Source organism: Streptomyces sp. NPDC041970, from assembly GCF_055588985.1.
In genome coordinates, this window is the sequence record NZ_JBVJCD010000054.1 from 1 (window position 1) to 18,286 (window position 18,286).

Annotated in this window: 19 protein-coding genes; 2 read left to right on the top strand and 17 right to left on the bottom strand. The window is 74.5% G+C overall.

Annotated elements, in window-relative coordinates:
• Positions 1-124: 124 nt before the first annotated feature.
• From groL to ACZ6EJ_RS22335, 3 genes are all read right to left on the bottom strand, one after another.
• On the bottom strand, positions 125-1,750 hold the full coding sequence (gene groL / locus ACZ6EJ_RS22325) for a chaperonin GroEL (RefSeq protein WP_469269456.1): 1,626 nt from the start codon (positions 1,748-1,750) through the stop codon (positions 125-127).
• 98 nt (positions 1,751-1,848) lie between these two features.
• On the bottom strand, positions 1,849-2,157 hold the full coding sequence (gene groES / locus ACZ6EJ_RS22330) for a co-chaperone GroES (RefSeq protein WP_028439209.1): 309 nt from the start codon (positions 2,155-2,157) through the stop codon (positions 1,849-1,851).
• 247 nt (positions 2,158-2,404) lie between these two features.
• On the bottom strand, positions 2,405-3,355 hold the full coding sequence (locus tag ACZ6EJ_RS22335) for a polysaccharide deacetylase family protein (RefSeq protein WP_469269458.1): 951 nt from the start codon (positions 3,353-3,355) through the stop codon (positions 2,405-2,407).
• Between the two features lie 119 nt (positions 3,356-3,474).
• On the opposite strand from ACZ6EJ_RS22335, the gene ACZ6EJ_RS22340 reads away from it, so the two are divergent.
• Positions 3,475-4,698 (top strand): THUMP-like domain-containing protein, encoded by a 1,224-nt coding sequence (locus ACZ6EJ_RS22340; RefSeq protein ID WP_469269460.1) that lies wholly within the window; start codon positions 3,475-3,477, stop codon positions 4,696-4,698.
• Positions 4,699-4,716: 18 nt separating this feature from the next.
• Here the strand turns inward: ACZ6EJ_RS22340 and ACZ6EJ_RS22345 are convergent, their stop codons facing one another.
• From ACZ6EJ_RS22345 to tsaB, 5 genes are all read right to left on the bottom strand, one after another.
• Positions 4,717-5,181 (bottom strand): VOC family protein, encoded by a 465-nt coding sequence (locus ACZ6EJ_RS22345; protein WP_469269462.1) that lies wholly within the window; start codon positions 5,179-5,181, stop codon positions 4,717-4,719.
• Positions 5,182-5,306: 125 nt separating this feature from the next.
• On the bottom strand, positions 5,307-5,573 hold the full coding sequence (locus ACZ6EJ_RS22350; protein ID WP_469269464.1) for a hypothetical protein: 267 nt from the start codon (positions 5,571-5,573) through the stop codon (positions 5,307-5,309).
• The gene (gene tsaD / locus ACZ6EJ_RS22355; protein WP_469269465.1) at positions 5,570-6,670 is read right to left on the bottom strand and encodes a tRNA (adenosine(37)-N6)-threonylcarbamoyltransferase complex transferase subunit TsaD; all 1,101 of its coding nucleotides are present in this window, start codon (positions 6,668-6,670) and stop codon (positions 5,570-5,572) included. Before tsaD ends, ACZ6EJ_RS22350 begins: the two co-directional genes overlap by 4 nt.
• Positions 6,670-7,188 (bottom strand): ribosomal protein S18-alanine N-acetyltransferase, encoded by a 519-nt coding sequence (gene rimI, locus ACZ6EJ_RS22360; protein ID WP_469269467.1) that lies wholly within the window; start codon positions 7,186-7,188, stop codon positions 6,670-6,672. The genes tsaD and rimI overlap by 1 nt, the downstream gene beginning before the upstream one ends.
• Entirely contained in the window at positions 7,185-7,832 is a 648-nt protein-coding gene (tsaB, locus tag ACZ6EJ_RS22365; protein ID WP_469269506.1) for a tRNA (adenosine(37)-N6)-threonylcarbamoyltransferase complex dimerization subunit type 1 TsaB, read from the bottom strand. Before tsaB ends, rimI begins: the two co-directional genes overlap by 4 nt.
• Before the next feature lie 134 nt (positions 7,833-7,966).
• Here tsaB and ACZ6EJ_RS22370 point away from each other — a divergent pair, with 134 nt between their 5' ends.
• Positions 7,967-8,566 (top strand): hypothetical protein, encoded by a 600-nt coding sequence (locus tag ACZ6EJ_RS22370; RefSeq protein WP_469269469.1) that lies wholly within the window; start codon positions 7,967-7,969, stop codon positions 8,564-8,566.
• A 10-nt stretch (positions 8,567-8,576) separates the two neighbouring features.
• Here the strand turns inward: ACZ6EJ_RS22370 and ACZ6EJ_RS22375 are convergent, their stop codons facing one another.
• From ACZ6EJ_RS22375 to ACZ6EJ_RS22415, 9 genes are all read right to left on the bottom strand, one after another.
• Positions 8,577-8,780 carry a hypothetical protein gene (locus ACZ6EJ_RS22375; RefSeq protein WP_469269471.1) on the bottom strand — a complete coding sequence of 68 codons (204 nt, stop codon included), beginning with the start codon at positions 8,778-8,780 and terminating at the stop codon, positions 8,577-8,579.
• A gap of 136 nt (positions 8,781-8,916) precedes the next feature.
• The gene (tsaE, locus tag ACZ6EJ_RS22380) at positions 8,917-9,456 is read right to left on the bottom strand and encodes a tRNA (adenosine(37)-N6)-threonylcarbamoyltransferase complex ATPase subunit type 1 TsaE (protein WP_469269472.1); all 540 of its coding nucleotides are present in this window, start codon (positions 9,454-9,456) and stop codon (positions 8,917-8,919) included.
• Positions 9,422-10,675: an alpha/beta fold hydrolase gene (locus ACZ6EJ_RS22385; protein ID WP_469269473.1), complete on the bottom strand. Its 1,254-nt coding sequence runs from the start codon at positions 10,673-10,675 to the stop codon at positions 9,422-9,424. The genes tsaE and ACZ6EJ_RS22385 overlap by 35 nt, the downstream gene beginning before the upstream one ends.
• A complete protein-coding gene (alr, locus tag ACZ6EJ_RS22390) occupies positions 10,672-11,841 on the bottom strand; it encodes an alanine racemase (protein ID WP_469269475.1) in 1,170 nt (389 codons plus the stop codon). Before alr ends, ACZ6EJ_RS22385 begins: the two co-directional genes overlap by 4 nt.
• A gap of 88 nt (positions 11,842-11,929) precedes the next feature.
• Positions 11,930-12,319 carry a DUF488 domain-containing protein gene (locus ACZ6EJ_RS22395; protein ID WP_469269477.1) on the bottom strand — a complete coding sequence of 130 codons (390 nt, stop codon included), beginning with the start codon at positions 12,317-12,319 and terminating at the stop codon, positions 11,930-11,932.
• 44 nt (positions 12,320-12,363) lie between these two features.
• Positions 12,364-13,812 (bottom strand): NAD(P)H-hydrate dehydratase, encoded by a 1,449-nt coding sequence (locus ACZ6EJ_RS22400; RefSeq protein ID WP_469269478.1) that lies wholly within the window; start codon positions 13,810-13,812, stop codon positions 12,364-12,366.
• A 282-nt stretch (positions 13,813-14,094) separates the two neighbouring features.
• The gene (locus tag ACZ6EJ_RS22405; RefSeq protein WP_469269479.1) at positions 14,095-14,463 is read right to left on the bottom strand and encodes a holo-ACP synthase; all 369 of its coding nucleotides are present in this window, start codon (positions 14,461-14,463) and stop codon (positions 14,095-14,097) included.
• Positions 14,464-14,504: 41 nt separating this feature from the next.
• Positions 14,505-16,352 carry a glutamine--fructose-6-phosphate transaminase (isomerizing) gene (glmS, locus tag ACZ6EJ_RS22410; RefSeq protein ID WP_469269481.1) on the bottom strand — a complete coding sequence of 616 codons (1,848 nt, stop codon included), beginning with the start codon at positions 16,350-16,352 and terminating at the stop codon, positions 14,505-14,507.
• A gap of 205 nt (positions 16,353-16,557) precedes the next feature.
• Entirely contained in the window at positions 16,558-17,913 is a 1,356-nt protein-coding gene (locus tag ACZ6EJ_RS22415; protein ID WP_469269482.1) for a M14 family metallopeptidase, read from the bottom strand.
• Positions 17,914-18,286: the final 373 nt, after the last annotated feature.

An 18,286-nucleotide genomic window follows, 5' to 3' on the forward strand; every position in this document is an offset into this window, starting at 1 on the left:
CGGGGCAGGGCCGGGACACAAAACGAAGGGGGGGGTCTCCCACACCCCCCCGCCCCCCGCCCCCCCGCGGGGGGGGCCCCCGGGCCTCGGCTTCGTGCGGGCCGCCCCGTGGGGCGGCGGCGTGCTAGTGGGAGTGGCCGTGGCCGCCGTGACCGGCGTCGCCCTCGTCCTCGGCCGGCTTCTCGACGACCAGGGTCTCGGTCGTGAGCAGCAGCGACGCGATGGACGCGGCGTTCTCCAGGGCGGAGCGGGTGACCTTGACCGGGTCGATGACGCCGGCCTTGACCAGGTCGCCGTACTCGCCGGTGGCGGCGTTGAAGCCCTGGCCCTTGTCCAGCTCGGCGACCTTGGAGGTGATGACGTAGCCCTCCAGGCCGGCGTTCTCGGCGATCCAGCGCAGCGGCTCGACGGCGGCGCGGCGGACGACCGCGACACCGGTGGCCTCGTCGCCGGTCTTGCCGAGGTTGCCCTCCAGGACCTTGACGGCGTGGACGAGGGAGGAGCCACCGCCGGAGACGATGCCCTCCTCGACCGCGGCGCGGGTCGCGGAGATCGCGTCCTCCAGGCGGTGCTTCTTCTCCTTCAGCTCCACCTCGGTGGCGGCGCCGACCCGGATCACGCAGACGCCGCCGGCGAGCTTGGCGAGGCGCTCCTGGAGCTTCTCGCGGTCCCAGTCGGAGTCCGTGGTCTCGATCTCGGCCTTGATCTGGTTGACGCGGCCCTTGACGTCGGCGCTGTCGCCGCCGCCGTCGACGATGGTCGTGTCGTCCTTGGAGACGGTGACGCGGCGGGCGGTGCCGAGCACGTCCAGACCGGCCTGGTCGAGCTTGAGGCCGACCTCCTCGGCGATGACGGTCGCACCGGTGAGGGTGGCGATGTCGCCGAGCATGGCCTTGCGGCGGTCGCCGAAGCCGGGGGCCTTCACCGCGACGGCGTTGAAGGTGCCGCGGATCTTGTTGACGACGAGGGTGGAGAGCGCCTCGCCCTCGACGTCCTCGGCGATGATCAGGAGGGGCTTGGAGCCGCCGGCCTGGATGACCTTCTCCAGCAGCGGGAGCAGCTCCTGGATGGAGCCGATCTTGCCCTGGTGGATCAGGATGTACGGGTCGTCGAGGACGGCCTCCATACGCTCCTGGTCGGTCACCATGTACGGGGACAGGTAGCCCTTGTCGAAGGCCATGCCCTCGGTGAACTCCAGGTCCAGGCCGAAGGTGTTGGACTCCTCGACGGTGATGACACCGTCCTTGCCGACCTTGTCCATCGCGTCCGCGATGAGCTCGCCGACCTGCGGGTCCTGCGCGGAGAGCGCGGCCACGGCGGCGATGTCGGCCTTGTCGTCGATCGGGCGGGCGGTCGCGAGGAGTTCCTCGGACACGGCCTTGACGGCGGCGTCGATGCCCTTCTTCAGGGCGGCCGGGGAGGCGCCGGCGGCGACGTTGCGCAGGCCCTCGCGGACGAGCGCCTGGGCCAGCACGGTCGCGGTGGTGGTGCCGTCACCCGCTACGTCGTTGGTCTTGGTCGCCACCTCCTTGACGAGCTGGGCGCCGAGGTTCTCGTACGGGTCGTCCAGCTCGACCTCGCGGGCGATGGTGACACCGTCGTTGGTGATGGTGGGAGCGCCGAACTTCTTGTCGATGACGACGTTGCGGCCCTTGGGGCCGATCGTCACCTTGACCGTGTCGGCAAGCTTGTTGACGCCGCGCTCAAGGGCGCGACGGGCGTCCTCGTCGAACTTCAGAATCTTCGCCATGGGCTGATCTTCCCTCTCGAACGAACTGCGCCCCTCGCCACCCGGCTAGTTATCTCGCAGGGGGCCAGGGGCGCAGAACACAAGCAAACGTGGGTGAATTACTTCTCGATGATCGCGAGGACGTCGCGGGCCGAGAGGACGAGGTACTCCTCGCCGTTGTACTTCACCTCGGTGCCGCCGTACTTGCTGTACAGGACGACGTCGCCGGTCTTGACGTCGAGCGGAAGACGCTCGCCGTTCTCGAAGCGGCCCGGACCAACGGCGAGGACGACGCCCTCCTGGGGCTTCTCCTTCGCGGTGTCCGGAATGACCAGGCCGGAAGCCGTGGTCTGCTCGGCGTCGAGCGGCTGGACCACAATGCGGTCCTCAAGCGGCTTGATCGCAACCTTGGAGCTGGTGGTCGACACGATCCGGTCTCCCCCTTCGGAGATCTCACGGGGTTTAACAGTCTGTGGGCGGCGACCGGACCGATCCGTCGTCGCGGGTTCCGGACCTGTCCCTTGTCGCGCAGGGTGGTGCTGGCACTCTCCAGGGGGGAGTGCCAGACCTGAGACTATGACCGCGATTAGCACTCGGTCAAGCGGAGTGCCAATTCACCACCCGCGCGCCGCGTCCGCGCCCCCCTTCGGCCCGGCCCCGCGCGCACCCCGCCCGTCAGACGTAGTCCTCCAGGCGGGCCACCGCGTAGCCCTTGTCCGTGATGGTCTTCATGACCTGGCGGATCATGTCGGGCATCGTGCCCCGCCAGTCCTCCTCGCCCCGGAAGTGGGTGAGGATGATGTCGCCGGGGTGCAGGTCCCGGTCCCACTCCCGCCACTCCATGTGGTCGGGGAACGCCTCGGCGGACCACAGGGGCACGGCGGTGATCCCGCAGGACTTCGCGGCGACGAGGGTGTTCCGGTCGTAGTTGCCGTAGGGCGGCCGGAAGAGCGTGGGGCGCCTGCCGTAGCGCTGCTGGAGCTTGTCCTGCTGGCCGCAGATCTCCCTCTTCTGCTGGGCGTAGGTGAGGCCGGGCATGTAGCGGTGGTTGAGCGTGTGGTTGCTGAGGACCACCCCGCGCTTCTGCATCTCCGCGAAGTAGCCGTAGCCGTCGTCGATGACGTAGTCGCTGAGGAACGCGCTGTAGGGGATGTCCAGTTCGGTCATCATCTGGAGCAGGAGGGGGTCCTTCTCCGCGCCGTCGTCCATCGTCAGGAAGACGATCTTCTCCTTGGTCGGCACGGTGGTGAAGACGGGCGGCAGCCCGGCGTCGTCCCGGACCTCGAACCCCTCGCGGGTCGTGATGCGCGGCTTCACCTCCGGCGGTTCGGGGGCCGGCAGGGGCGTCTTGGCCAGCCCCCACTTCTTCGCGGCGACGGCCCGCTCGGCCTGCTTGTACTCCAGCTCGCGCGCGTACGCGTCCAGCGCCCCGGCCGCACCGGCCTGCGGGGCGGCCCGCTCCGGCCGCTCGGCGGCGGGGCGCGCGGGGCCGCCGGGGGCTCCCCCGCCGTCCGCCTCCGCCGCGCATCCCGACGCGACGGCGGCGGCCAGCAGGACCGCCAGCACGGCGCCGACCGTTCTGCACCCTTTGAGGGTCGATTTATCTGTTTGTCGTACTAGCTGCATGGCGTCGCATCCTGCCAGCCCACCGCCCGCCTCCCGGCCCGACACCGCGACCGCGCCGCCTCCGTCCCCCGACCGGCCCACCGGCTCCCGGCACACGGGGCCGCCGCCCCTGGCCCACAATGGACCGGGTGAACGCAACGACCCCCGCCGCCCCGTCCGACGACCCCGCCCGCGCCGCCTTCGCCGCCCTGCGCACCCCCGAGGGCGAGGGGCTGCTGGCCGCGCTCCGCGACCACGACCCGGCCGACGAGCTGGCCACGGCGACCCGGCTGCGCCGCCTGCACCGGCCGGAGCTGGTCTCGGCGGCCCTCGGGCAGGCCCGGCTGCGCCAGCGGGCGGTGGCCAAGTTCGGGGCCGAGGACGCGTACCGGATGTTCTTCACGCCCGACGGGGTCGAGCAGGCCACCCGCGCCCCGGTCGCCGAGCACCGCGCCGCCCGGTTCGCCCGGCTCGGGGTGCGCGGCGTGGCCGACCTGTGCTGCGGGATCGGCGGGGACGCCATCGCCCTCGCCCGCGCCGGGCTCCGCGTCCTCGCCGTGGACCGCGACCCGCTGACCGCCGACGTGGCCCGCGCCAACGCCGAGGCGCTGGGCCTGGGCGCGCTGATCGAGGTGCGGTGCGCCGACGTGACGCGGACCGACGCCTCCGCGTACGACGCGGTCTTCGTGGACCCGGCGCGGCGCGGCGGCCGGGGGCGCGTCTTCGACCCGGAGGCGTACTCCCCGCCGCTGTCCTGGGCGGTGGCCGCCGCGCTGAAGGCCCCCCGCGCCGCGCTGAAGATCGCGCCGGGCATCCCGCACGAGGCGATCGGCCCCGAGGCGGAGGCCGAGTGGGTCTCGGACGGCGGCGACGTGAAGGAGGCGGTGCTCTGGTACGGGGAGGGCTTCGCGCCCGGCGCGTTCCGGGCCACCCTGCTGCCCTCCGGCGCGACCCTGAGCGCCCCGGCCCCGCTGCCCCCGCCCCCGGTGGGCCCGGTCGGGCGCTATCTCTACGAGCCGGACGGCGCGGTGATCCGGGCGCACCTGGTCGCCGACATCGTGGAGCGGTGCGGCGGCCGGCTGGTGGACGAGTCGATCGCGTACGTCACGAGCGACCAGCCGTACTCCTCCCCGTACGTCTCCGGGTACGAGATCACCGACCACATGCCGTTCCACCTGAAGCGGCTCAAGGCGCTGCTGCGGGAGCGGGGCGTCGGCGTGCTGACCGTCAAGAAGCGCGGCTCCGCCGTCGAGCCGGAGGAGCTGCGCCGCCGGATGAAGCTGAGCGGCCCGAACGCGGCGACGGTGTTCCTGACCCGCGTGGCCGGGGCTCCGACGATGCTGATCGGGCGGCCGCTGGGCTGAGCCGCCCCGGCCCGGCGCTCAGGCGTCCCGCAGCGCCTGGACGTCCAGCTTGCCCATGCCGAGCATGGCCTTCATGGTCCGCTCCGCCTTCGCCGGGTCCGGGTCGGCCAGCAGCTCCGGCAGCTCGTGCGGGACGAGCTGCCACGACACGCCGTACCGGTCCTTGAGCCAGCCGCACCGCCCCTCCTCGCCGCCCTCGGTCAGCGCGGCCCAGAGCCGGTCCACCTCGGCCTGGTCGGCGCAGTCCACGGAGAGCGAGATCGCCTCCGTGAAGGGGAACTGCGGTCCGCCGTTGAGCCCCAGGTAGTCCTGGCCCGCCAGGCGGAAGCCGACCGTGAGCACGGAACCCGGCTCACCGGGGCCCGCCTCGCCGTACCGGGTCACCTCCGTGACACGGGAGACCCCGCCGAAGACGGCGACGTAGTGCTCGGCGGCCTCCAGGGCCTGGCCGTCGTACCAGAGACAGGGAGTGATCTTCTGCATGGCCTCTGCTCCTCTTCCTCGCTGTGGAGGGCTCCTCGCCGTGAGGGTCCCCTCGTCGTGGAGGGTGGACCGGTCCCGCCGCCCGAACTCATCGGTCGGGTCCGCCGCGAGGGGCGGCCGGGTGCTCAGTCGACGGTCTCGAAACGCCAGCGGTGCACCGGGCGGGTGATCAGGGCGGCGTCGGGTTCGGGGAGTTCGGGGAGGTCGTCGCCGTACGCCGCGCCCTGCCACCACGTCATCACCAGGACCCGGTCCTGCGGGGCGCGCAGCAGCTCGCCGCGGTGCGGCGCGCGGGCCAGTCCGGCGGCGCGGGCCCGCGCCCACTCCAGCAGTTCGCCGCCCCGGCCCTCGGCGGCGCGGGCCTCCCACATCAGGACGACGGCGGTGCTCATGAGTAGAGGTTGTCCTTGCTGATCTCGTGGACGTGGTCGTGGTCGTGCGCGGTCCCCGGCACGTGGGGCTCGGTCACCGGCAGCGAGGAGTCCGCCGACAGGTCCAGATCGGAGGGGCGGCGGTTGCGGGCGACCATCTCCGCGCCGAGCGCCGCGACCATCGCGCCGTTGTCGGTGCACAGGCCGGGGCGCGGCACCCGCAGCCGGATGCCGGCCCGCTCGCACCGCTCCTCGGCCAGCGCCCGCAGCCGGGAGTTGGCCGCGACGCCGCCGCCGATCATCAGGTGGTCAACACCCTCGTCCTTGCAGGCCCGGACCGCCTTGCGGGTGAGCACGTCCACCACGGCCTCCTGGAAGGACGCCGCCACGTCCCGGACCGGCACCTCCTCGCCCGCCGCGCGCCGGGCCTCGATCCAGCGGGCGACGGAGGTCTTGAGCCCGGAGAAGGAGAAGTCGTACGGGGCGTCGCGCGGGCCGGTCAGACCGCGCGGGAACGCGATGGCCGCCGGGTCGCCCTCCTTCGCCAGCCGGTCGATGACCGGGCCGCCGGGGAAGCCCAGGTCCAGCACGCGGGCGATCTTGTCGAACGCCTCGCCCGCCGCGTCGTCGATGGTCGCGCCGAGCGGCCGTACGTCGCTGGTGATGTCCGGGGCCAGCAGCAGCGACGAGTGGCCGCCGCTGACCAGGAGCGCCATGGTCGGCTCGGGCAGCGGCCCGTGCTCCAGTTGGTCGACGCAGATGTGCGAGGCGAGGTGGTTGACGCCGTAGAGCGGCTTGCCCAGGGCGTACGCGTACGCCTTGGCGGCCGAGACGCCGACGAGCAGCGCGCCCGCGAGTCCGGGGCCGGAGGTGACGGCGATCCCGTCCAGGTCGCGGGCGGCGATCCCGGCCTGCTTCAGGGCGCGCTCGATGGTGGGGACCATCGCCTCCAGGTGGGCGCGCGAGGCGATCTCCGGGACGACGCCGCCGAAGCGGGCGTGGGTATCCACGCTGGAGGCGACGGCGTCCGCGAGCAGGGTCGTGCCGCGGACGATGCCGACGCCGGTCTCGTCGCAGGAGGTCTCGATGCCCAGTACGAGGGGTTCGTCGGCAGCCATCATTCCGTTCCGGTCTCTGGTGCGTGCTCTGGTGCGTTCTCGTGCGTGGTGAGGCGCATGACGAGGGCGTCCACGTTCCCCGGCTGGTAGTAGCCGCGCCGGAAGCCGATCGGCTCGAAGCCGAAGCGCTCGTACAGCTTCTGCGCCCGGACGTTGTCGACCCGCACTTCCAGGAGCACGGTGGCGCACTCGAAGGCGGTGGCGTGCCGCAGCAGGTCGGTGAGGAGTTCGGAGCCGAGGCCGCCGCCCCACGCCTCCCGGCTGACCGCGATGGTCTGGACGTCGGCGAGGTCGCCGAGGGCGGCGAGCCCGGCGTAGCCGAGGAGGCGTCCGGTGTCCGGGTCCTCGGCGACGACGTAGCGGCGGGTGGCGCCGGGGCCGCGGGCGTGGGCCAGCTCGGACCAGAACATCCCCGGCGACCAGGCGTCGTCCGGGAACAGGGCGTGCTCCAGCTCCAGCACGGGCTCGATGTCCCACCAGCGCATCTCGCGCAGCACGGCGGTGGTGGCGGCGCTCACTGGGGGGTGACCACCTTGTAGTTCTTCGGGACCTGCGCGTCGGGCCGGCGCAGGTAGAGCGGCCGGGGCGCGGGCAGCTCCTGCCCGGCGGCGAGCCGCTCGGCGGCGAGCGCGGCGAGCGCTCCGGCCGCGACGTGCTCGGGTCCCCGCGCGTCCGGGAAGGACTCCGGGTAGAGGACCGCGCCCGCGCCGACCACGGGCAGCCCGGCGAGCGCCCCGGCGATGTCGGCGGGCCGGTCGACGGCGGGGTCGCCCGTACGGGTGCGGGCGTCCTCGTACCGCGCCCAGTAGACCTCCTTGCGGCGCGCGTCCGTCGCCACGGCGAACGGGCCCTCCAGGCCGTCGAGGCCGGCGGCGTACGCGAGGCCGTCCAGGGTGCACAGGCCGTGCACCGGCACCCCGAGGGCGGAGCCGAAGGTCGCGGCGGTGACCAGGCCGACCCGCAGGCCGGTGTAGGGGCCGGGGCCGATGCCCACGACCACGTCCGTCACCGCGTCGAGCCCGGTCCCGGCCTCGGCGAGGACCCGGTCGACGGCGGGGAGCAGCAGTTCCCCGTGGCGGCGGGCGTCGACCTGCCCGTACGCGGCGACGACGGAGGCGCCGTCGTGCAGGGCGACGGTCACGGCGGGGGTGGCGGTATCCATGGCGAGCAAGAGCACCCTGACAGCCTACGGCTCCGCCGACGGCGTTACCGCGTCCGTACGTCGTCCGGGCCGGTGCCCCGGCGGCTGCTACCGTCACCGGGTATCCGCGGGTACGACGTAAACGCTTGTACGACATGCGGCGGACGGCCGCACCGAAAGGGGAGTTCACGGTGGCACGGAGCAGCTCGGGAATCGTGGCCGGGCTCACCGCGGCGGCCGTCGCCGCGGTCGCCTTCCTCGCCTACCAGGCTTCGGCGAACGCCCCCGACTCGGTGGTCTCCGCGCCCGGCCCGAAGGCGTCCGTCTCCGTCCCGCCCCGGCCGTCCGCCACGCCGGCGCCCACGGCCGACCCGCTGGCGGTGCCGGCCGCCTCCGGCGCCGGGCAGCGCGTGGTCTACGCGCTGGGGGAGCGGCGGGTGTGGCTGGTCGGCGAGGACGGCAGGGCGACGCGCGTCTTCGGCGTGATGCCCAGCCCGGTCAGCCCGGCTCCCGGCGTCTACCGGGTCACCTCCCGCTCGGGCACGGTCCGGGGCTCGGACGGCGTGCCGATCGAGCACGTGGTGCGGTTCGCGAACGTCGGCGACGTGGCGGTGGGCTTCAGCGCCGCCCAGGACGGGTCGATGGCGAGCCCGGACCCCGCGTCGAAGACCGGGGGCGTGCGGATGAAGCGGGCGGACGGCGACGCGATGTGGACGTTCGCCACGGTCGGCGCGAAGGTCGTCGTCGTCCCCTGAGCCCGCGGCCTCACGCCGCCCTGGGGCGGGTGGGCGGCGCGGCCGCCCCGCGCTCCTCCGCCTCGGCGGCGGGCTCCGACGCCTGCCGCCGCTGCTCGTCGGGCGGGGTGGAGACAGCGGTGGCCGCGGCGCACGAGGCCAGCAGGTCCTTCATCGACAGGGCGGGCGGAGTGGGCTGCGGCCGGGGTCGCGCTGCGCGCTCGGGCGTCGGCATGGAGGCCTCCTGAGTGCTCCGGTGGAGGTCGTGGTTAGGCAGACCTAACCACGTCTCGTACCCATGTGACCACGACCACCGTCCCCGACGCAACAATGTGCCGACACCCTGTCGGGAAAACGCCGCGGGGCGGCCGTCACGCCAGGTCCTCCCGCAGCCCCGCCCAGCGCGGGCCGATGCCGGTCAGCGTCACCTCGCGCCGGTCGTCGTCGGTGTCCCCGGTCGCGCGGTCGATGAGGACCCGCAGCCGGTTCTCGGACAGCTCCTCGACCTTGCCCTCGCCCCACTCCACGACCACCACCGACTCCGGCAGCTCCACGTCGAGGTCGAGGTCCTCCATCTCGTCGAGCCCGCCGCCCAGGCGGTAGGCGTCGACGTGGACCAGGGCCGGGCCGGAGCCGAGCGGGGGGTGGACGCGGGCGATCACGAAGGTGGGCGAGGTGACCGCGCCGCGCACGCCGAGCCCCTCGCCGAGGCCGCGCGTCAGGGTCGTCTTCCCGGCGCCCAGCTCTCCGGTGAGCATGACCAGGTCGCCGGGGGCCAGCAGGCGGGCGAGGCGGCGGCCCAGCTCCCGCATCCGCTCGGGGGAGTCGACGCCGATCCGTACGGTGACGGCGCCGTCGGGGAGGGCTCCGGCGGGGTCAGGGGCGGCCGGGGTGGTGTGCGGTGCTTCCATGTCCGCCAACGTTAGCGGCCGGCACCGCGCCGCTGCGTACGAGCAGGTCGGCCAGGCGGTCGGTGACCGTCTCCGGGTGCTCCAGCATCACCAGGTGCCCGCCGTCCCCCACGACGACCAGCTCGGCGTCGGGCAGCGCGTCCCCGATGGCCTCGCTGTGCGAGCTGGGCGTGACCAGGTCGTTGTCCCCCGCCAGGACGAGCACGGGCACGTCCCGGAAGACGGGCAGCGCCGCGCTCTTGTCGTGCTCCGCGAAGGCCGGGTAGAACTCCGCGACCACGTCGATCGGGGTGGACTCGATCAGCCGCTCCGCGAAGCGGGCGACCGCCGGGTCCACGTCGCGGGAGCTGAACGCGTACCGCTTGATCACCCCGGCGAACAGGTCGGCGGTGGCCCGTCGGCCCCGCTCCACCAGCTCCGCCCGGCTGCCGAGCGCCCTCAGCACGCCGGGCAGCACCCGGCGCACCGCGTTGACGCCCGCCGCCGGGAGCCCGAAGTCCACCTCGTCCAGCCGGCCGCTGGACGTGCCGATGAACGCGGCGGCGGCGACCCGGTCGCGGATCAGCTCCGGGTACTGGTCGGCGAGCGCCATCATCGTCATGCCGCCCATCGAGTGGCCGACCAGGACCAGCGGCCCCTCGGGCGCCGCCGCGTCGATGACCGCCTTCAGGTCGCGGCCGAGCAGGTCGATGCCGGCGGGCGCCCCGTGCGCCTGGGCCCGGCCGCGCTCGGAGCGGCCGTGGCTGCGCTGGTCCCAGTAGACGGCGCGCACCAGGCCGCGCAGGGCGGCCCGCTGGAAGTGCCAGCAGTCCTGGCCGAGGCAGTAGCCGTGGCTGAAGACGACGGTCACCGGGGCGGGCGCCTTGTCCCCGAAGAGGCGGCGGCGACGGGTGCCGGAGGCGTCGGCCTCCTCGGCGGGCGGCGCGGGCTCCACCTCGTCGATCTCGTAGTACAGCTCGGTGCCGTCCTCCGCGACGGCCCGGCCGGGGGCGCCGCGCAGTGAGCCGTAGGGGCCCGTCGCGTCCAGGGCGAGGCGGGCCTTCTTGCGCATCCCTCGCCCGACCGTGAGCCGTTCGACCGCCACTCCGGCCGCCGCGCCCGCGGCGAGCACGCCTATCGCGGCCCCGGCGAACCCCGCCCGCCGCCAACCGGCCGCCGTCGCGACGGTCGCCGTCGTGCCGGCCGCCACCACCGCCTCCGCTCCTCCCGTACCGCTCACCCTGCCGCTCCCCCGTCCGGGCGTGCGCCCTCGTCCACGTAGACCCTCGGCACCCGCGTACCGATGCGGGTGACGATCTCGTACCCGATGGTGTCGGCGGCTACCGCCCAGTCCTCCACGCCCGGCTCGCCCCGGTCGCCCGGACCGAACAGGACCGCCTCCGCGCCCGGCTCGGGGCGGTCCCCGCCGAGGTCGACGACGAACTGGTCCATGGCGACCCGGCCCGCGGCCGTGCGCACCTTGCCGCCGACCAGGACGGGGCCCCGGCCCGAGGCGTGGCGCGGGACGCCGTCCGCGTAGCCGACCGGGATCAGGCCGAGGGTCGTCCCGGCGGGCGTCGTGTAGTGGTGGCCGTAGCTGACGCCGTGCCCGGCCGGGACCTCCTTGACCAGCGCGACGGACGCGGCGAGCGTCATCACCGGGCGCAGCCCGAAGTCGGCGGGGACGCCCAGCTCGGGGCTGGGCGAGATGCCGTACATCGCGATGCCGGTCCGCACGAGGTCGAAGTGGGCCTCGGGGAGGGTGAGCGTGGCCGGGGAGTTGGCGATGTGCCGCACCTCGGGCTCCACGCCCTCCTTCTCGGCGTACGCCACCATGTCCCGGAAGACGCCGAGCTGGGCGGCGATCGAGGGGTGGCCCGGTTCGTCGGCGCAGGCGAAGTGCGACCACAGGCCGGTGACGCGGACGCGCCCGGCCCGTTCGGCGGCGCGGGCCTCGGCGACCAGCTCGGGCCAGTCGACGGGCTGGCAGCCGTTGCGGCCCAGGCCGGTGTCGGCCTTGAGCTGGACGCGGGCCGGCCGGCCCGCTTCGGCGGCGGCCTCGACGACCTCGCGCAGCGCCCACAGGGCGCTCACCGACACGTCGAGGTCCGCCTCGATCGCCTCGCGCCAGGGGCCGCCCGGCGTCCACAGCCAGCACATGATCCGGCCGTCGAGCCCGGCCGCCCGCAGCGCGAGGGCCTCCTGCGGGGTCGCGGTGCCCAGCCAGGTCGCCCCGGCCTCCCGCGCGGCCCGCGCGCAGGGCTCCGCCCCGTGCCCGTACGCGTCGGATTTCACTACGGCCATGAGCTGCGCACCGGCCGCGCGCTCGCGCAGGACGCGCACGTTGGCGCGCAGCGCGGCGAGGTCGATCTCGGCACGGGCTCTCAGGGACGCTGTCTCGTTCATCGCGCCCAGTCTCTCAGAGGCGTGCGCCGCGCCCCGAGCGCCGTACCCCCGTATACGCCGCTATGCGCGCTTCGTCACAGGCTCGGAGTCAGTGCGCCCGGCCCTTCCGCAGGTGCTCCAGGTGGTCGACCAGGACCGGGACGTGGCTGTCGTCGACGTCCTCGGCGGCGGTGATCAGGGTGACCGGGCCGCCCTCGCGCACCAGGGAGACGAGCCGCTCGACGGCCTCGGTGTGGGTGCGGTCGTCCAGCTCGGCGCGGTAGCGCTCGACGAACTCCGCGTGGCGCGCCTCGCGGTCGTGGTGGTACCAGGAGCGCAGGTCGGCCGAGGGGGTGACGTCCTTCAGCCACATGTCGATGGCCGCCTTCTCCTTGGAGACCCCGCGGGGCCAGAGGCGGTCGACGAGGACGCGGGTCCCGTCGTCGTCCTCCACCGGGTCGTAGGCCCTGCGTACGCGTACGGGCGCGGTACCGCTCACCGTCGGGTCCTCCCTCTCCGCGAGGTCTCCACCATCGCCCCGGATCAGAGCGCCCGCACGTCGCGCCAGGCCGCCGGGATGCCGTCCGCGACGTCCTGCGCGGTGAGCGGCGCGCCCCCCGAGCCGTGCCGGGCGGCCAGCCCGTGCAGGTACGCGGCGACGGACGCGGCGTCGCGCGGGGCGAGCCCGGCCGCGAGCAGGGAGCCGGCGAGCCCGGACAGCACGTCGCCGCTGCCCGCGGTGGCCAGCCAGGACGTGCCGGTCGGGTTGACCCGTACGGGGGTGTCCCTGGCCTCCGCGACCAGCGTCGTGGAGCCCTTGAGGAGGACGGTGGCGCGGTAGCGGGCGGCCAGTTCGCGGACGGCGGCCAGCCGCCCGGCCTCGACCTCCTCGCGCGCGGCGCCGAGCAGGGCGGCGGCCTCCCCCGCGTGCGGGGTCAGGACCGTCGCGGCCCTCCGGGTCCGCACGGTCTCGGCGTCCATCAGCCGCAGCCCGTCCGCGTCGACCAGGACCGGGACGTCGGCGGCCAGCACGTCCGCGACGGCCTCCCGCGCCCCCCTCCCGTCCCCGAGCCCCGGCCCGACCACCCAGGCCTGCACCCGCCCGGCCTCCGACGGCGGCCCGGCGTGCACCAGCGCCTCCGGGAAGCGGGCGATCACCGCGTCCGCGCCCGGTCCGGCGTACCGCACGGCCCCGGCCCCGCCGCGCAGCGCGCCCGCCACCGCGAGGACGGCCGCGCCCGGATAGCGGTCGGACCCGGCGGCGACGCCGACGACCCCGCGCCGGTACTTGTCGCTCTCCGCGCCCGGCTCGGGCAGCAGCGCCGCCACGTCCGCGTACTGGAGCGCCTCCAGGTCGGGCGGCTCCGGCAGTTCGGGGCCGAGCCCGATGTCGACCAGCAGCAGGGCGCCCGCGTGCTCGGCGGCGGGGTCGATCAGGAGGCCCGGCTTGTACGTGCCGAAGGCGACGGTGGCGTCCGCGCGGACGGCCGGGCCGAGCACCTGGCCGGTGTCGGCCTCCACGCCGCTGGGCAGGTCGACCGCGATGACCGGGGTACGGCCTCGGGTCACCGCGTCCACCAGGGCGGCGGCGTCCTCGCGCAGCCCGCCGCGTCCGCCGATGCCGGTGATGCCGTCCACGACGAGGTCGAGCACGCCGAGCCCGTCCGGCCCGTCGACGACCTGTCCCCCGGCCGCGAGCAGCGCGGCGAGCCCGCCCGCGTGGGCCCGGTCGGGGGCCAGGAGCAGGGCCCGCACGCCCGCGCCCCGGCGGGCCAGCCGGGCGCCCGCGTACAGCGCGTCGCCGCCGTTGTCGCCGCTGCCGACCAGGAGCAGGACGCGCGCCCCGTACACCCGGCCGTTGCGGCGCAGCAGGTCGCCGCAGGCCACGGCGAGCCCGGCTGCGGCGCGCTGCATCAACGCCCCTTCCGGCAGGCGCTGCATGAGGGCGGCCTCGGCGGCCCGTACGGTCTCCACGCTGTAGGCACGTCGCATGGGTCCCACCCTCCGCGATCACCGCGCCGGACGCCACCCCGCCCCCGGCCTGCTCACCCCCGCGGCGCCGCGGCGGACGCCACTCGCCCGCGCGACCGGCTCACCCCTCCGCGATCACCACGGCGGAGGCGACCCGCCCCGGCCGGCCCACCCCTCCGACACCACGCCCGACACCGCCCGCTCCCGACCGGCTCACCCCTCCGCGATCACCACGGCGGAGGCGACCCGTCCCGACCGGCCCACCCCCCGACACCACGCCCGACACCGCCCGCCCCGGCCGGCTCACCCCTCCGCGATCACCACGGCGGAGGCGACCCCCGCGTCGTGGCTGAGGGAGACGTGCCACCCGCGCACGCCCAGCTCGGCGGCGCGGGCGGCGACCGTGCCGCGCACCCGCAGGCGCGGCTGCCCGCTCTCCTCGACCCAGACCTCCGCGTCGCTCCAGAGCAGCCCGCCGGGCGCGCCGAGCGCCTTGGCCAGGGCCTCCTTGGCGGCGAACCGGGCGGCGAGCGAGGCGGTGCCCCGCCGCTCGCCGCTGGGCAGCGTCAGCTCCCCGGCCACGAAGAGGCGGTCGGCCAACTGGGGCGTACGCTCCAGCGCCGCGCCGAAGCGCTCGATCTCGGCCACGTCGATGCCCACCCCGATGATCACGAACCCACCCCTGTCGGTCTCCGGACCGGGGCGGCCCCCGGTCACTCCACGGTCACGGACTTCGCCAGATTGCGCGGCTGGTCCACTTCGTTGCCGCGGGCCGTCGCCAGCTCGCAGGCGAAGACCTGGAGGGGCACGGTGGCGACCAGCGGCTGAAGCAGCGTAGGCGTTGCGGGGACGGTGATGAGGTGGTCGGCGTACGGGACGACGGCCTCGTCGCCCTCCTCGGCGACGACGATGGTGCGTGCGCCGCGCGCCCGGATCTCCTGGATGTTCGAGACGATCTTGTCGTGCAGCACGGACCGCCCGCGCGGCGAGGGGACGACGACGACCACCGGCAGGCCCTTCTCGACGAGCGCGATCGGCCCGTGCTTCAGCTCGCCGGCCGCGAAGCCCTCGGCGTGCATGTAGGCGAGTTCCTTGAGCTTGAGCGCGCCTTCCAGGGCGACCGGGTAGCCGACGTGGCGGCCGAGGAAGAGGACGGTGTCGTGGTGGGCGAGGGACCGGGCCAGCTCGCGGACCGGCTCCATGGTCGCGAGGACCCGTTCGACCTCGCCGGGGACGGCGGAGAGCCGCCGCACCACGGTGCGGATCTCGTCGCCCCACTTGGTGCCGCGCAGTTGGCCGAGGTAGAGCGCCACGAGGTAGCAGGCGACGAGCTGGGTGAGGAACGCCTTCGTGGAGGCGACGGCGACCTCGGGCCCGGCGTGGGTGTAGAGGACGGCGTCGGACTCCCTGGGGATGGTCGAGCCGTTGGTGTTGCAGATGGCGAGCACCTTGGCGCCCTGTTCGCGGGCGTGCCGCAGCGCCATGAGGGTGTCCATGGTCTCCCCGGACTGCGAGATGGCGACGACCAGGGTGCGGTGGTCCAGGATCGGGTCCCGGTAGCGGAACTCGCTGGCCAGCTCGGTCTCGCAGGGCAGCCGGGTCCAGTGCTCGATGGCGTACTTGGCGATCATCCCGGCGTGGAAGGCGGTCCCGCAGGCGACGATGACGACCTTGTCGACCTCGCGCAGCTCGGCGGGGGCCAGGCGCACCTCGTCGAGGCGCAGCTCGCCCTGGCCGTCGATCCGGCCGAGGAGGGTGTCGGCGACGGCGCGCGGCTGGTCGGCGATCTCCTTGAGCATGAAGGAGGCGTATCCGCCCTTCTCGGCGGCGGACGCGTCCCAGTCCACGTGGTACTCGCGCACCGGGGCGGGGTCCCCGTCGAACCCGGTGACGGCGACGCCCTCGCGGCTCAGCTCGACGACCTGGTCCTGGCCCAGCTCGATCGCGGTCCGGGTGTGCGCGATGAACGCGGCGACGTCGGAGGCGAGGAACCACTCCCCCCGGCCCACGCCCACGACGAGCGGCGAGTTGCGCCGGGCCCCGACGACCGTGCCCGGCTGGTCGGCGTGGACGGCCACCAGGGTGAAGGCCCCCTCCAACCGCCGGCACACCCGGCGCATGGCGTCCGCGAGGTCCCCGCCCGCCGAGAACGCCTCGGCCAGCAGGTGCGCGACGACCTCGGTGTCCGTCTCCGACTCCAACGCGTGCCCGCGCCCCGTCAGCTCGCGCCGCAGGGCCGCGAAGTTCTCGATGATCCCGTTGTGGACGACGGCGACCCGGCCCGCGTTGTCCAGGTGCGGGTGGGCGTTGGCGTCGGTGGGCGCGCCGTGGGTCGCCCAGCGGGTGTGCCCGATGCCGGTCCGCCCGGCGGGCAGGGGCCGCAGCGCCAACTCCTTCTCCAGGTTGACGAGTTTGCCCGCCTTCTTCGCGGCGGCGAGTCCGCCGTCGGCGAGGACGGCGACGCCCGCCGAGTCGTAGCCCCGGTATTCGAGGCGCTTGAGACCTGAGAGGACGACGTCCTGCGCCGACTGCTCACCGACATAACCCACGATTCCGCACATAACGGCACCATACGGCCGCAGGCGCTCCGCAGGAGGAATGTCGGTGGTGCACGAGTCGTCGCCCCATGCCCCGCACGGCCCAGGACCTCCGGGCCCGTGACGCGCCCGGAGGGGGACGGCCGGTGGTGGGCCCGCTCCCGCGCCCGCGCACGCCGGTGCGGCCCCCGGCGTGCGCCGGGGGCCGCGTCGCGGGCAGGTCAGCCCGTCAGGAGCAGTACTGCGCCTCCTTGCCGATCGACCGGTACATGCAGTCCGCGTTCTCGATCAGTTGGAGCACCGCGTCCCGGTTGCGCGCGGTCTCCCGCTCGATCACCTCGTCGGGCGGGTAGAACCCGCCGCCGGAGGCCGAGCCGGGGTACATCTCGAAGGTGTAGCCGAAGATCCTCTGCGAGCCCCACAGCCAGTCGTCGATCGACCCGTCGGTGATGTAGAGGTCACTGGACTGCTCGGGCGTGTAGCCGTTGCTCGCGGCCATCTTGCGGCCCACGGCGGCGAACGCGTTGCGGTCGTCGGCCGTCATGCCGGGGGCGGTGTCGTTGTACGTGTACCCGAAGGGCCACAGCACCAGCTCGCTGTAGGTGTGGAAGTCGATCGCGGCGGTGATCTGCTGCTTCCCGCCGACCACCCGGCTGCGGACGAAGTCCGCCACGACCTTCGTCTCGGGCGCGGACTCGGCCGCCCGGCCGCGGTAGGTCTCCGACGAGGGGCTGGTGGAGGAGCCGCCGCAGCAGCCCCACTGGTAGGCCCAGTTGCGGTTGAGGTCGGTCCCCACGGCGGTCGAGCCGGAGTTGGGCTGCCGGTTCTTGCGCCAACTGCGGTACGAGCCGGAGGCGATGTCGTACTCGCCGCCGTCCGGGTTGATGTCCGGCACGACCCACAGCTCACGGCCGTTGACCGCCTGGGTGATCCGGGGATCGGTCCCGTAGCCCTGGCCCAGCTCGCGGAGCAGGTAGAGCGCCATCTCGACGGTCAGGTGCTCGCGGGCGTGCTGATGGGAGGTGAACAGGACCTCGGGCTCGGCCTCGTCGGTGGCCACGTTGTCGCTGATCTTGACCGCGACGATGTCCCGGCCCTGGTACGTCTTGCCGATGACGCGCTTGCTCATGATCGAGGGGTTGGCGGCGATGCGCGCGTCGATCGCCGCGCTCATCTCGGCGTAGTTGTGGTAGCGGGAGTCGGCGGACGGGAAGTCGAGGACGCCGACGCCGTCCCCCGCGTGCGGTTCGGCGGCCGGGGCGGGCAGCGCCTCCAGCACGTGGCCGCGGGCCCGGAGCTTGCGGGCCTGGGCGGCGTCCGCGGTGATGACCACGCCGTGGTCGTGCACCTCGTCGATCGAGACGCCCGCGCGGGCGATCTCGGTGCGGGCGGCGGGGGTGGTGCGCCCGGTGATCTCGTACTGGAGCGTCCGCTCGTCCGCGGCGACGGCCGCGTTCGGGGCGGAGGTCTCGGCGGTGGCCACGGCGGTGGCGGGTGCCGCCAGGCCGAGGGCGAGCAGGACGGCGAGAACGGCTTTGCGTCTGGCCTTCGTCGGCCGGGGTGTCCGTGCGGTGACGAGTCGCATACTGGCAGTCTCCTGAGTCCGTCGGGGTGGGGGGTGGAGCTGTGCGACGGGCACAGGATCGTGTGTTGTCGTGGTCAGGTCAAGAATGCGGTTCCGGCCACCGGGGGTGCGCCGAGCCGGGGGTGGCTACTGCGTACGCCGGACCGGGGTGGTCGCCCGCGCACGCCGGACTGGGGGCGGCAGCCACCGCGTACGCCAGGCCACGGACGCCCACCGCGTACGCCGAGTCGGAGGCGGTCGCCCGCGCACGCCGGACCGGGGGGCGGAAGCCGCCGCGCACGCCGGACCGGGCGCGGAACCCACCGCGTACGCCGGACCGGGCGCGGAACCCACCGCGCACGCCGGGGCACGGACGCCCACCGCGTACGCCGAG